Origin of the sequence: Vibrio sp. sp1 (assembly GCF_016920955.1) — a bacterium.
Taxonomy (GTDB): Bacteria; Pseudomonadota; Gammaproteobacteria; order Enterobacterales; family Vibrionaceae; genus Vibrio; species Vibrio alginolyticus.
This window is the reverse complement of record NZ_CP060589.1, coordinates 2,903,303-2,916,484: the sequence shown is the minus strand read 5'-3', so window position 1 is coordinate 2,916,484 and position 13,182 is coordinate 2,903,303. Positions and strand designations below refer to the sequence as shown.

Here is a 13,182-nt window from a genome sequence, read left to right as displayed (position 1 = left end):
CTCCAAACGTTTAACGAGAGGTAGCCATCATAAATTCATTGAACAAAATTTGAGAGAAATGATTGGTTTTTGCTTCCCATTCTGGGTGCCACTGCACGCCAACGAAAAATTTTTGATTAGGAAGACTAAATGCTTCTACCAAGCCATCCGGGGCTTTAGCTTCTACTTGTAATAGAGGAGCAAGCTGATCGACGCCTTGGTTGTGTAGTGTGTTCACTTCAAAGAAGGTGGTATTTTCCCAATGATTTTGCACCAGCCATTGTTCAAATAAGCTCTGCTTTTGAACTAGCACAGCGTGTGCTGGCGCGTATTTTTGTTCGAAATCTTCAACAGGCGCTTCACGATGGTCATTGAAGCCGGAGTCATGAACGGCTGGGTTTAACGAGCCACCGAGTGCGACATTCATCTCTTGAAAGCCGCGGCAAATACCAAGGCACGGAATGTTTTGGTCAACCGCATGACGAATTAACGTGAATGAGAGCTCATCACGAGCTTCATCTTTGTAGCTCTCTTCGTGCGTTGCATTGTATCGATGTGGCGCAACGTTAGAGTGGCTGCCAGGAAAAAGAAAACCATCACATATGTCTAGGATGGTGGTTACGTCATCGCCCGACATGTCGGGAGCCAACATAATCGGTAGTCCTCCAAAATCCTTTATGGCGCGAAGGTAAAAGTCGTTGACCGCTTGTATCTGATAGCCACCCAACTCTTTAGCGCAGCTAACCACACCAATGATGGGTTTGTGTGTATCTGCCATGATATGTCCATGTTCAATTTATTTAACACAAACCCTACAAACCATGTACAAAATTATCAACACAGATGACCATTATTATCGTCACAACGTGATCTGACGCACTTTTTAGGCTTCAAAACTGAATATTTATGCTCATTATATTGAACAAAACAAAACCAACTGTTACAAAATAGTTAACAGAAAGACATAAAAACCAGCCGTTAAACATCAAAAGCACAGTGTAAGTGCATGTTTAAATTAAAAATAACCTGAAAAACAAACAACTCGTTCAGAGTGCTGTAACTTATTTGTTAATTTGGTTATTTCTAATTTCTACTCGTCAGGCTATTTGGAGAAGAAAATGGAATCGTATCTACAGGAAGTACAAAATTTTAAACAAAAATGGCCCGATATTGAATTTATCGATCTCATCTTTACCGATATAAATGCCACCCCAAGAGGAAAACGCATCCCGATAGATGCTCTAGAAAAACTGAATAAAGGTGTTGCCCTCCCCCTTTCGACCATCACCCTAGATACCAAAGGTAACGTCGTTGAAACGGCCGGGTTGGGAGAAGATCTCGGAGAGCCAGATAATCTCTGCTATCCAATCAGCGGCACCTTAATGCCGACGGCAAAAGAACAAGTTGGTCAGCTACTGCTTAGTATGATGGATGAAACCGGGCAGCACCCTAACCCACTGTTCATCCGAAACATTCTCGCTTCTATATTGCAAACACTGCATGCTAAAGACCAATATCCTTGTGTCGCGCTCGAGCTGGAGTTCTATTTAATAGACAAAACCCGCGGCGAAAATGGCGAACCATTAACGGCAATTAACCCCACGAAAAAAACTCGAGAAAAAGATACCGAGGTTTACGACCTTGATGGACTAGATGACTACGCGGATTTCTTGGCCGACCTTAATCGAATTGCATTAGAACAAGGTTTAAACACTTCCGGAGCCCTATCTGAATCGGCACCAGGGCAGTTCGAAATCAACTTCAACCATTCTAAAGATGTACTTCGAGCATGTGATGAAATCATCATCGCAAAACGCTTGATTCGCCAAGTCGCTCATCAGCACGGATTTGACGCCACATTTATGGCGAAACCTTTTAGTGAGCAAGCGGGTAATGGCATGCACATTCACCTCAGCTTGGTTGATACAGATGGTAACAACCACTTTAGCCAGCCAGACGGTCAAGCGAGCGCCTTCTTCTATCAAACCATGGCAGCGATGCTGTCACAAACATCCGATGCCATGGCCCTAATCTGTCCTAACGTTAACTCTTACCGTCGCTTTGTTCCTGGCGCTTACGTCCCGACCAAAGCCGATTGGGGAGAAAACCACCGCGGTGTTGCGTTGCGTGTGCCTATCAGCGATAGCAAAAATCGCCGTATAGAGCATCGTATAGCAGGCGCTGACGTTAACCCATACATTCTCGCTGCAGTAGTACTTTCCGCAGTATTAGCGAGTGAAAGCTACACCAAAGATCAATGTCCACCGACTCTCAGTGATGATGCAATTGAGTTACCTCTGCGTATGTCAGAAGCTCTAGAGCGACTGGAGCACAGTGAGCTAGCTCAATACATCTCAAGAGATTTTATCGATTTGTATCTAGCTTGCAAACAGAGTGAACTCGCAGAATTTGAGCGAGCGATTACTCCATTGGAAATCGACTGGATGTTGCACTCGGCATAAACAAAGGAAATGAACTTTATGACTACGCAGACCAAGGCGCTGGATGCGCCTCTTAAAATCAACTCTCAACACATTATTGTTTCTTTAATCTCGGTTGCGACGTTTGTCTTTTTTACCACAATCGGTTTGAACCATGAGGAAGGCGAAGCCTACGGATGGATGAGTCTTTTACCAACGGCGTTGGTATTGGTCTTTGCGCTGACAACACACCGAACTGTGGAAGCCCTCTTTAGCGGCGCTATTGCCGGTGTTCTTCTGCTTAACCCAACTGAAGCGGTGGAACAGATTGTTGATATTTCCATGAGTGTAATGATGGATGAAACTATTGCCTGGATCATCCTAGTTTGTGGTTTGATGGGCGGCCTAATTGCTATTTTGGAGAAAGGCGGCAGTATCTTAAGCTTCTCCGACATGCTAGTCACGAAAGTAAAAAGCCGTAAGCAATCGATGCTGATGACCTTTGCTTTAGGTATTCTGATCTTTATCGACGATTATTTGAATGCGATTGCAATTTCTTCCTCAATGAAAAAAGTTACGGACGGCTACCAAATCTCGCGTGAAAAGCTCTCATATCTTGTGGATTCAACCGCCGCGCCTATCTGTATCCTCGTACCGATTTCCACTTGGGCAATTTTCTTCAGTTCGTTGCTAGAAGCAAACGGAGTAGCAGAAGCGGGAGATGGTATCAAAGCATACATTGAAGCTATTCCATACATGGCTTACGGCTGGGTAACGCTGGTGATTGTTTTGCTGGTTGCAATGGAAAAGATCCCAGATCTAGGTGCGATGAAAAAGGCAGAAAAGCGTGCGAAGAATGGTCAAGTTCGTCCAGACGGTGCAACAGATGTCGACTTTGGTCCCGATGTATCTGCACATACCAACCCAACCATGGGCCTTGTCAACTTCTTGTTACCAATGATCGTACTTGTTGCCGCAAGTTGGTATTTTGGTATCGATCTACTTGCTGGTGTTTTCGTCGCGTTAATCTTTACTATTAGCTTTTACGGCGCACAAAAACTGATCTCGATGAACGACATGTTCGAAGCTGTTTATGATGGCATTAAAGTTATGCTACTGCCGCTTGCGACCGTTATTGGTGGTTTCATGTTGAAATCGGTCAACGACTCATTGGGCGTCACGCAGTATGTCATTGAGACCGTCAGCCCTTACCTGTCAGCGTCTTACTTCCCTGCGATTATCTTTATGATTACGGGCGCGTTGGTATTTGCAACGGCATCGTCTTGGGGAACGTTTGCAGTAGCGATGCCAATTGTTCTACCTTTGGGCGAACAGCTTGGTGTGCCTCTACACTTAACCGTTGCAGCGCTGCTTTCAGCATCAGCGGCAGGGAGCCACTCTTGTTTCTTTAGTGACTCAACCGTGTTATCTGCACAAGGTTCAGGCTGTACAGCAATGCAACACGCAACCACACAGTTTCCTTATGCGTTGATTGGTATTGTTGCAACCGCGATTTTCTTCTTCATCATCGGTTAGCCCCTTTATCTAATTGCAAAACCCTGCTCAAAAATAGCGGGGTTTTGTTCTATCAAGTCAAATGATCCTCTTAAAACTACTTTACGCGCGTTCAGTATAAAAATACTCAAAGATGTACAGCTGCACTCAATAAGGGTTTGGTAAACCTAATATTTTTGGTTTACGCTTAGCGAAGCGTTTATTGTGCAACAAGGCAGCTTTTGAGTAACTTAAATGCCGCCTTAATACAGTGTTAACGGTTGGAGAGACATGAAAAAGTTAGCCCATGAGATATGGATATTTGACGGAGATCCCGTCCAATTCTTAGGACTCCCATACACCACTCGTATGACTATTGTTAGGCTTTCTGATGGTGGCCTTTGGATTCATAGTCCAATTAAGTTATCAAATTCGATTAGAGAGCAAATCAACAATCTAGGCCAAGTGAAATACTTAATCGCTCCTAATCATTTACACCACTTGTTCTTATCTGAATGGGTATCTGCCTATCCTAGCGCAGAAGTTTATGGCACAAATGAAGTCATTAAGAAGTGCCGTGATATACACTTTCACGCTTCACTTAACCAAGGCGGTAATACTTGGAACTCTGAGATTGAACAAGAACTATTTTCTGGCTCTCCATTAATGGAAGAGTGTGTGTTTTATCATCGACTTTCAAAGACCTTAATTGTTACTGACCTCGTCGAGAATTTTTCTGGCCAGAACTTTAACTACTGGCAGCGGTTTGTGGCTAAAGGGGCCGGTATTCTTGCTCCGAATGGAAAAATGCCTTTGGATTGGCGCCTAAGTTTTATGTTTAGCAAACAAGAGGCTCGAAAACACTTAAATAAATTGCTGTCTTGGAAACCTAATATATTGGTTATGGCTCACGGCGAAATCGTCCTTGATAATGCAGACGAGTTCTTACAGCGCTCTTTTAAGTGGCTAGTATGAGACAACATTGAAAACTCACACAACAGAATAGACAAGAAGCTATTTTAAAACATTAGGCCCTTTTAGCTTAGTCTTAGGGACGAATTTACAGCACTACACGTTATGTTTAACGATAAGCTCCCCTATTCCTCTTAATTGAGCATTATGCAGCAATTTAAAATTCCGTTAGAATTGCACTTCAAAAAACTTCAATGCGAAGAATTCTGGACATTGATACGGACATAAGTTCAAGAGTTAACATAACGCAATAGCAATCTCTTACTAATAATTTGCTTCGAGACATTGGCATACTCCCGAAACAAACCCTTCTACTCTAAAGGTTTTGTTAATAACAGTTGCCATGCTTGTTAGTTATTCTCGTTGAACTCAGTATCTTGAAGTTGTTTGAATATATAAATTTAAATAAAGAGACATAAGATGCACAAAAAACTCATCATTCTAAGCTTGCCTATTCTATTAGCTGCATGTGCGGCACCAAAGTATACTGTAGAAACAATCTCGAAAGAAAATCAGAGCAAGGAAATCACCATCGTAAAAGACAACGCCACGCGAGATGTTTTCTTAGATTCGATGCAAGACTGGTGTTTGGATACCGCCCATAAATGCACAGTCGTAAGCGATGGCACGCCTCCTGTTAGCTCTGAGCTGACACTTACTTACGTATCACGCTGGAGCTGGGATTTTAGAACATTTATCGCTGATGCTCAGATTAAAGCCTACAAAAATAACGAAAAAGTAGGACAAGTTGAATTTAAAGCACCAAACAGCGCGAATCCAGATAAATGGGGTAAAGACAACAAACGAATCATTTCGATGATGGATTTGTTATTCGGTAAACAAACCGTGAGTGAGGCTCAATCCAAGATTAAGCTGGGCGAAATGTAATGAGCCGAGCAATTGCCCATTTAACAAGCATCATATATTTGTAGAGAAAGATAGGAATGTTTAAGTGACTGAAGTCAAAACCATTGGGCTTTTCTTTATAACCGCCATTGCAGAAATATTAGGCTGCTACTTACCTTATCTCTGGTTAAAGGAAGATAAGTCAGTTTGGCTTTTGGTACCAGCAGCGCTATGCCTTGCTATGTTTGCTTGGCTTCTATCTTTACATCCTACCGCAACTGGCAGAGTTTATGCCGCTTACGGTGGTGTCTATATTTTTGTCGCAATTCTATGGTTGTGGTGTATCGACGGCGTTCGACCAACGCTCTGGGACATAGTGGGGGTTTCTGTCGCTATGCTTGGCATGTCAATCATCATGTTTTCACCCAGAGCATCCTAAACGTAACCGAGGGAAACCCTTACGCTTAGTATTTTGGCTATGTGCTAGATTTATTGATTAATAACATTATGACGTAATTGCTACATAGCCAAAGTATGCTTGGGCTTCACCCCAAAACAGCGCTATTTATAGGAGATACCAATGAACCATGCAGTGAAGGCAAGATTTGATGAGTATCCAAAACATGTGCGTATTCGGATAGAAGAGCTACGAAATATCGTCTTAACTATCGCTTCTGAATTAAAACTGGGGGAAGTTGAAGAATCTCTAAAATGGGGAGAGCCAAGCTACAGTGTGAAAACAGGTAGCCCGGTAAGGATGGATTGGAAACAGAAAACGCCTAGTCGTTATTATCTGTTCTTTAATTGCCAAACTAAGCTCGTCGACACATTCCGCGAACTGTATAGTGACTCACTTGAGTTTCAGGGTAATCGAGCAATAATTCTATCTTTATCAGCGCCTTTGCCAGAAGCTTCAATCAAGACCTGTTTAGAATTAGCATTAACCTATCAAAAGCGAAAGAACTTACCTCTTTTAGGTATGTAAAATCGCTTAATAAAACTATTTACGGCCGATTAACCATATTCAACTACTCTACCTTTGTATCCTTTTTAATGCTTCCGCAGTAAAGTTTTAGATTAAGTGGTCACGTTAATAGCGCCGTAACCAAACTAGTAATATCGAAATAAAGAAGAGTTTATGAAATCAAAAATCTTGTTCTTACTTATGCTTGGAGCTCATTTCAATGCTTTTTCAGCGACGAACTATCAAGTCAATGTCGTAGTAACAGAGCCTCAATCAACATTCATTTTTCCGACTTTTGAAATATCCTCTAAAGGAAAAAGCAAAACCAGTTTTGTCGACGGCTGCACGTACTTAGGAACCCTTTCAGAACCGAGCAAAAATAGCGTACAGCTTGAAGCTACCATGTCATGCAACCGAGATGGCGCTACGTCAAGGATGGAAATGCCGGTATTTGTAATCAACTCCGAGGGTCAAAGCGCGAGTTATGATCTTGTAGAAAACGGGATCGTGATGTGGAAATATTCTGTAGAAGTTAAGCCGTCACTTAAAAAGTGATATATCAGAAATACTAAAGTAACAATCAGCACTATTAACCGCCGTTTAAGTGTAATAGGTATATTCTTTACGACTTAATGACGTTACTTGTTGCCGCAAGTCTCCAACTCATGTACAAAACAGCCCTAATTTTAATAGGAGCTAAGTGGCATGAATTTAATTGTACGTCAGGTAACTTTAGGTGATGCTGAAGGCATTACAAACGTCCTCAACCCCATCATTATTGAAGGTTTATACACTGTATTAGATACGCCTTTCACACCTGAAGAAGAAAAAGAGTTCATTACTCATTTCCCAGAACGGGGCGTGTTTACAGTCGCTTTATCCGAAAATAGCTCACAAGTCATTGGTTTCCAAAATATCGAGCCCTTTGCACAATATACAAAAGCTTTTGACCATGTTGGCATAATTGGTACGTTTGTTAGTGACGGTGCTCGTGGCCAAGGTGTGTCTAAACAGCTTTTCAAATCGACATTCGAAGTAGCCAAACAAAAGGGTTACGAAAAACTATTTGCGTACGTTCGCAGCGATAATGAGCGAGCGTTATCAGCCTATCTCAAACAAGGCTTCGAAATCGTAGGGACCGCGAAGAAGCATGCAAAAGTTCGTGGGAAATACGTAGACGAAGTCCTTATTGAGAAGTTTTTGTAGGTGTTAAGTCGCTAAACACTAAGCACGCATATAAGAACATTTGAACCAAGACTCAATTTCCGTCGTAGAAATCTCTTTTCTAAAATAGGTTATTTGAAATGAAACTGACCTCGGAAACTGAGTCAAGAATAATAGAAATGGCATGGGAAGACCGCACCCCATTTGAGGCTATCGAATTCCAATTTGGTTTGAATGAATCCGACGTGATTCAGTTTATGCGTAGCCGGCTCAAATCAAGTAGCTTTAAATTGTGGCGTAAAAGGGTTTCGGGGCGCAATACAAAACACAACAAGCTACGAAACTCAGACATCATTAGAGGTTATTGCCCAACTCAATATAAGCCGCGATAGCGAACTGCACTTGGCATAAATTTTTATTACGAATCGCAACATTTATCGCCCTACCTTTGAACCAACTTCATGATTGGAGGGGAATAGTCACCACTTAATTCAACCTAGGTGTTTCAGGGCGATAATAAATTCAATGGGAGTCATCTTAACGTCCTCAGTCGCCATCAAACTAATGATTCCACAGAAAAGATTGATACAAAACGCCCACTAAAAGTAACTCAGATTAAGGAGTCATTTAACCCGTGTATCAATCTCTTTTACCTTCTGTTTAGGCATTAGAATCACTAACCTTCTATTTTATCTTTGAAGGCACAGACAAAAAGCTGCATGATTAAAAAGGAAAAATAGCTGATAACGGTTTAACAAGCACTCGGAGCTTGGAGGCAATTTTGAACAAATTACTTATGATATTTGCGTTGGTTTCTTTACCTTGCTTGGCTTCTGCTGATGTTGAAGATCCCTGCAAAGTAAAAGGCGGTGGCGTTATGGCTGGTTATCAGTGTGTAGAAAAGAAGATGGAATCTGCAGATAAAGAGCTTAACGAAAGTTACAAGGAAGCAATCGCTAGAATAGGTGAGGAAGAAAAAGCACTAAGGGAAACATGGTCTCAGACCGAACTGGTAGAGCCATTTCGAAAGGCCCAAAGAGCTTGGCTAAAATACAGAGACGCCGAATGTGAATTTACGGGCCTGTCTTCCACACCCTCACCCTGGCAAGGTGTCCAGATTGAAGAGTGTAAGTTAAGAATGACGTTAGAACGCGTCGAGTACTTCAATGGAGTATACGTAGGCTAAACGGATTACATCTAACAAAGCACTTCAATAAGATTCGCAACTCTTGGCAATTTCAGTTTAAATGTACTCGGTGTTTAAGATGCAAACGTTCAGGTTGAGTGGTCGCTCCGCTTACTACTTAACCCTGCGTTGTGCGTAAAGCTAATATGGGTGTGAAATAATTATGGAAAAAGACGATTTAGTTGGGCTAGTAGTTAAGTATTTCGAGAAAATAGATGCCGGTGATCCTAGCTATCTGGATCTATTCTCAGAGGATGTTGATTTTTTCTTTCCTAAATTTGGGCAAGCGAAAGGAAAGAGTGCCTTAGTGGAGTTTGGCAATAGGATTGGTAGCTCGTTGATTAGTATCTGGCACGACATAGACGGCTTTCAAATAACGACTGCTGGAAACAAGGTCATTGTTGAAGGACAGGAAGGCGGCGTAATGAGTGATGGTACCTCTTGGCCGGACAACAAAGTTTCCACAGGGCGTTTTTGTAGTGTATTTGAGTTTGAAGGAAAAATGATAAGTCGTATGTTTGTGTACGTAGACCCTGACTTCCCGAGTCGAGATTTTGAGAGAATTTCCGTGCTGTCAGGCGAGAGCAACGTGCGACAAACTGTTCAAGCCTGAATACTACCGTTACCGCATAGCATCTTTGTTATGCGGTAGTATTCGTAGTTAAGGTGTGTTGAGGGCTTTGATATCGCTTTACTCACACCTTATCAGTGCGTTAGCCACATTCCCTTACTGATAGAAATGCTACTTTCTTCAATCGTCCTGTATTATGATAATGAAAAGGATTGCATTAATTTTAAGATTAAAATGAACCAAAAATTTTTTCTAAAACTACTCCCTGTCCCTTTTCTTCTAACCGGTTGCCAGTCTACGCAAAGCCAGCTACAGCCTATACCTGAAAACGTATTATCAAACCTATCGACTCAATGGGCAGTAGTAGAAGCCTGTTTTCATTCCGATGCTTATAGCTTAGAGCAATCGGTAAACTATCGAGAGGCCATTAACTATTCTTTTTCTACTTGGCTAGTCGATCAGTCCGATATCGATCAGTCTGTAAATGAAGCTCGTGTAGCGTTATCAGAATATCAGTCTCAGAATGATGGTTTAGGAACAACATGTAAGGATTGGCACCTACCCCTAGAATCTGGATTGCGAGAAGTTAACAATCATAAGAATCAAGTGGCGATAGACCAACAGCGAGCACATGAAATACATAAAGCAAACGCTTCTAAACCTGTAACGTATTCAACACCAGCATCTACTTCGACTAGTAATGTTGTTCACTGTTACAAATTGGAAGACGTTAGCTTGGATAAGAACATTCAAACCTTTAATGGAATGATATGCCCTATAGGCTGGCTTAAATATTATGGCTATTAATGTATTTGATTAATACAGTACTTAAGAATGAACTCTAAGTTTAATTTTTAGTTCAAGATTGGGTTTCTTGTTTACAATGTTATGTTTCCAGTTGGATTACCGTATTCGAATAGATTGACGAAGTTAATCAATATATGTGTATTGATGCTTACTTTTTATCGAGTTATCTTTGTTTGATAGCCATTAAAACGAGTAAGGAAACAAAGTGACTGTGTTAACAAAAGGCATACACCACGTAGGTTTAACCGTATCTAACCTAGAAGCAAGCGCGAAGTTTTTCACTGAACAATTAGGTTGGAGTGAAGTAAAAAGAAATCCAGACTACCCGGCAATATTTGTGAGTGATGGGCATATCATGCTTACACTATGGGCGGCTAAGGCTGATGCCGCCACTCCATTTGACAGAAAAACGAATATTGGTTTGCATCACTTAGCTTTACTGGTAGAGACTGAGAAGCAACTCGATGAGTTGCGTGATCAATTTATGGCGTCGGGAATCGAAATTGAGTTTGGTCCCGAGCTTGTTAAAACAGGACCCGCAAAACATTTAATGTGTTACGACCTAAGTGGTATTAGGGTTGAGTTTTTCTGGGCGGGCTCATAAAACAAACATAACAAAGTTTTATAATAGGGATTTGGCACACATGGCATTGTTAGTTTGCACCGCCTTTGGTGTTTAAGGTGCTCAGCAGAAGCTTGCGTATTGAATGCCCCTCCCCTCCTACTACACATTTTGCGACTTACGAGTAAGTCCAAAAGGATAAATGTTATGTATAAAATCGGCGTTGTTTTATTTGATGATTTCACGGATGTCGATTTCTTTCTTATGTATGACTTGCTGGGGCGCACAACCGACAGTTGGACAGTAAGTATACTTGGAACTAAATCTGAACATCATTCCCACCTCGGTATGAAAGTTAAAACAGACGGACACCTTTCTGAGGTGACGAATCAAGATGTCGTTCTTATTACAAGCGGCAAACAGGGTATTCCAGCCGCTTTAAAAGATGCTGAATTTATGTCAGCGTTGAATCTTGATCCAAATAGGCAGCTAATAGGTTCGATTTGTGCGGGATCATTCATCCTCCATGAACTCGGTTTACTAAAAGGCAAGCGATTAACAACAAACCCAGATGCAAAGGATGTTCTACAAAGTATGGGAGGAGATGTTCAGGATCTGCCTCTCGTGATAGACGGTAATGTAGCGACGGCCGGTGGCTGCCTTTCACTGATGTATCTAATTGGTTGGTTAACAGAGCGGCTATTTGACTCAAACAAACGAAAAGCTATACAAAATCAATTGATACCTGCTGGGCAATTAGAGCTGTTTGAAGAGCTTATTGCCACAACTATTCAATCAGCAGAGTTAGCAAGCTCGGATAACAAGGCGTTAAATAATCATTCATAACATGTGGTGTTTTACATTACGTTAGTTTTAGTGTTTAGGGTAAGTCACACATCAGTCTTGTGCGACTTACCCTTGAACATAACGCCACTTGGGGAAATTAACTTACAGGGAGTAAATCAATTGGTAAAAATGTACGGTTCTGAAGAGACAAGAGCGTTTTGCTGTAATTGTAAAGAAGTAACGCTACATCGGTACGAAAGCTTCTCTAAAGCGCAGGAAAAGACCGAGAAAAAAGCTAAAGGTTTCTTCTCTGGTCTATTTGCAGCAATAATTGGCTCATTAATGGAAGGCGAAGCGACTGGTGACTACAAATGTACAATATGCGGCACTAATCTTCACACGCCAGATAATTTAGATTAATAGTCATTGTCTCTAATGCCACGGCTAGTGGCACGCAACATGATTTATAGACGGCTCTAGTGGGTTTGAAGCGTATACACCTTATGCATTGCATTTAGGGTTTTGAGGTTGTGTTGCGGATCAAGTAGTGCGCTTTTATCTCTAACAAGGGGCTAAAGCAGAGCAAAAACAAGGGACAAGAAAAGAAGTAGTTTTACTTGAGTATCAATGAATTACAGACACAAAAAAGCCCACCAAAAGGTGGGCTTTTTTAAAATTTGGTGGGTCCGGGCGAACTCGAATCGCCGACCCCTACCATGTCAAGGTAGTACTCTAACCAACTGAGCTACGGACCCAAATTTTTATGTTCCTAACCATTCAATTCAGAATGGTGCGTCCGAGTGGACTCGAACCACCGACCCCCGCCATGTCAAGGCGATACTCTAACCAGCTGAGCTACGGACGCATTTCTCTGGAACGACGAGGATATTAGCTATAAGCGAACGGTGGTGCAAGCACAAATTTACCAACTTTGAACCGTTTGGCGAAAATGTAAACTCAACACGCGTTTTCAGATGATTTTATCAGCAAAGCTGAATCCTTCATGGATTAAAAGTGTGATCTATATAACTTTTATTATCTCACTTAATTGTCGTAAGGCACTTCACTGAGCATCCAAATCTGTAAGATTTGCGATACCTTAGGGCAAGTGCCGAACAAAATCTGATATTTAGGTTTAAATGGTTCGCCGATATAGGTTGTACGGATCAACTCTCCTGTTTTGACGTCTACTTGAGTGCTCACCCTGCCTTTGAAGTTTTGAAATATGACAAACTGCTCACTGTGGTAAACCATTTGCTCTCGGTAAAACAAGAAATGATCTTGGGGTGTCTCTGTCAATTCACACTCCAGTGGTTTCAAATTAGGTATCGCACTAGCATTCGATGCGATGAACAACGCCGATAAAATCCATCCGTATCGCATATGGCTGCCCTATTCTGCCCTCTTTTTCAAAGTATAGGCCCTGCCTTG

The 13,182-nt window shown here is 41.7% G+C and carries 17 protein-coding genes and 2 tRNA genes; 15 read left to right on the top strand and 4 right to left on the bottom strand.

Annotated elements, in window-relative coordinates:
* Positions 1-10: 10 nt before the first annotated feature.
* Positions 11-757 carry a gamma-glutamyl-gamma-aminobutyrate hydrolase family protein gene (locus H9L11_RS13655; RefSeq protein ID WP_005377814.1) on the bottom strand — a complete coding sequence of 249 codons (747 nt, stop codon included), beginning with the start codon at positions 755-757 and terminating at the stop codon, positions 11-13.
* Positions 758-1,097: 340 nt separating this feature from the next.
* On the opposite strand from H9L11_RS13655, the gene H9L11_RS13650 reads away from it, so the two are divergent.
* The 15 genes from H9L11_RS13650 (at position 1,098) to H9L11_RS13580 (ending at position 12,171) form a co-directional block, all read left to right on the top strand.
* Complete coding sequence (locus H9L11_RS13650; RefSeq protein WP_017820915.1) at positions 1,098-2,441, top strand: glutamine synthetase family protein; 1,344 nt, start codon at positions 1,098-1,100, stop codon at positions 2,439-2,441.
* An 18-nt stretch (positions 2,442-2,459) separates the two neighbouring features.
* The gene (locus tag H9L11_RS13645; RefSeq protein WP_005377816.1) at positions 2,460-3,935 is read left to right on the top strand and encodes a Na+/H+ antiporter NhaC family protein; all 1,476 of its coding nucleotides are present in this window, start codon (positions 2,460-2,462) and stop codon (positions 3,933-3,935) included.
* Positions 3,936-4,184: 249 nt separating this feature from the next.
* Positions 4,185-4,868 (top strand): DUF4336 domain-containing protein, encoded by a 684-nt coding sequence (locus tag H9L11_RS13640; protein ID WP_205390837.1) that lies wholly within the window; start codon positions 4,185-4,187, stop codon positions 4,866-4,868.
* Positions 4,869-5,285: 417 nt separating this feature from the next.
* On the top strand, positions 5,286-5,753 hold the full coding sequence (locus H9L11_RS13635; protein WP_005385757.1) for an Sbal_3080 family lipoprotein: 468 nt from the start codon (positions 5,286-5,288) through the stop codon (positions 5,751-5,753).
* 64 nt (positions 5,754-5,817) lie between these two features.
* Positions 5,818-6,150: a YnfA family protein gene (locus H9L11_RS13630; RefSeq protein WP_005377819.1), complete on the top strand. Its 333-nt coding sequence runs from the start codon at positions 5,818-5,820 to the stop codon at positions 6,148-6,150.
* 141 nt (positions 6,151-6,291) lie between these two features.
* Positions 6,292-6,696 carry a DUF1801 domain-containing protein gene (locus H9L11_RS13625; protein WP_017633973.1) on the top strand — a complete coding sequence of 135 codons (405 nt, stop codon included), beginning with the start codon at positions 6,292-6,294 and terminating at the stop codon, positions 6,694-6,696.
* Between the two features lie 153 nt (positions 6,697-6,849).
* Positions 6,850-7,230, top strand: coding sequence for a hypothetical protein (locus H9L11_RS13620; protein WP_136976937.1), 381 nt, complete (start codon positions 6,850-6,852; stop codon positions 7,228-7,230).
* 150 nt (positions 7,231-7,380) lie between these two features.
* On the top strand, positions 7,381-7,881 hold the full coding sequence (locus H9L11_RS13615; RefSeq protein ID WP_017633971.1) for a GNAT family N-acetyltransferase: 501 nt from the start codon (positions 7,381-7,383) through the stop codon (positions 7,879-7,881).
* Between the two features lie 98 nt (positions 7,882-7,979).
* Positions 7,980-8,231, top strand: a complete 252-nt coding sequence (locus H9L11_RS13610) for a TIGR03643 family protein (RefSeq protein WP_005377824.1) — start codon at positions 7,980-7,982, stop codon at positions 8,229-8,231.
* Between the two features lie 404 nt (positions 8,232-8,635).
* A complete protein-coding gene (locus tag H9L11_RS13605; RefSeq protein WP_054865629.1) occupies positions 8,636-9,025 on the top strand; it encodes a lysozyme inhibitor LprI family protein in 390 nt (129 codons plus the stop codon).
* A 163-nt stretch (positions 9,026-9,188) separates the two neighbouring features.
* Complete coding sequence (locus H9L11_RS13600) at positions 9,189-9,638, top strand: nuclear transport factor 2 family protein (protein ID WP_005377826.1); 450 nt, start codon at positions 9,189-9,191, stop codon at positions 9,636-9,638.
* A 192-nt stretch (positions 9,639-9,830) separates the two neighbouring features.
* Positions 9,831-10,403, top strand: coding sequence for a hypothetical protein (locus H9L11_RS13595; RefSeq protein ID WP_021033853.1), 573 nt, complete (start codon positions 9,831-9,833; stop codon positions 10,401-10,403).
* 205 nt (positions 10,404-10,608) lie between these two features.
* Positions 10,609-11,007 (top strand): VOC family protein, encoded by a 399-nt coding sequence (locus tag H9L11_RS13590; protein ID WP_205390836.1) that lies wholly within the window; start codon positions 10,609-10,611, stop codon positions 11,005-11,007.
* A gap of 165 nt (positions 11,008-11,172) precedes the next feature.
* On the top strand, positions 11,173-11,811 hold the full coding sequence (locus tag H9L11_RS13585; protein ID WP_205390835.1) for a DJ-1/PfpI family protein: 639 nt from the start codon (positions 11,173-11,175) through the stop codon (positions 11,809-11,811).
* A 129-nt stretch (positions 11,812-11,940) separates the two neighbouring features.
* Positions 11,941-12,171, top strand: a complete 231-nt coding sequence (locus H9L11_RS13580; protein ID WP_005377829.1) for a hypothetical protein — start codon at positions 11,941-11,943, stop codon at positions 12,169-12,171.
* A gap of 258 nt (positions 12,172-12,429) precedes the next feature.
* On the opposite strand, the gene H9L11_RS13575 is transcribed toward H9L11_RS13580, so the two are convergent.
* The 3 genes from H9L11_RS13575 to H9L11_RS13565 form a co-directional block, all read right to left on the bottom strand.
* A tRNA-Val gene (locus H9L11_RS13575) sits at positions 12,430-12,506 on the bottom strand.
* 33 nt (positions 12,507-12,539) lie between these two features.
* A tRNA-Val gene (locus H9L11_RS13570) sits at positions 12,540-12,616 on the bottom strand.
* Between the two features lie 179 nt (positions 12,617-12,795).
* Complete coding sequence (locus H9L11_RS13565) at positions 12,796-13,134, bottom strand: hypothetical protein (protein ID WP_205390834.1); 339 nt, start codon at positions 13,132-13,134, stop codon at positions 12,796-12,798.
* Positions 13,135-13,182 lie beyond the last annotated feature (48 nt).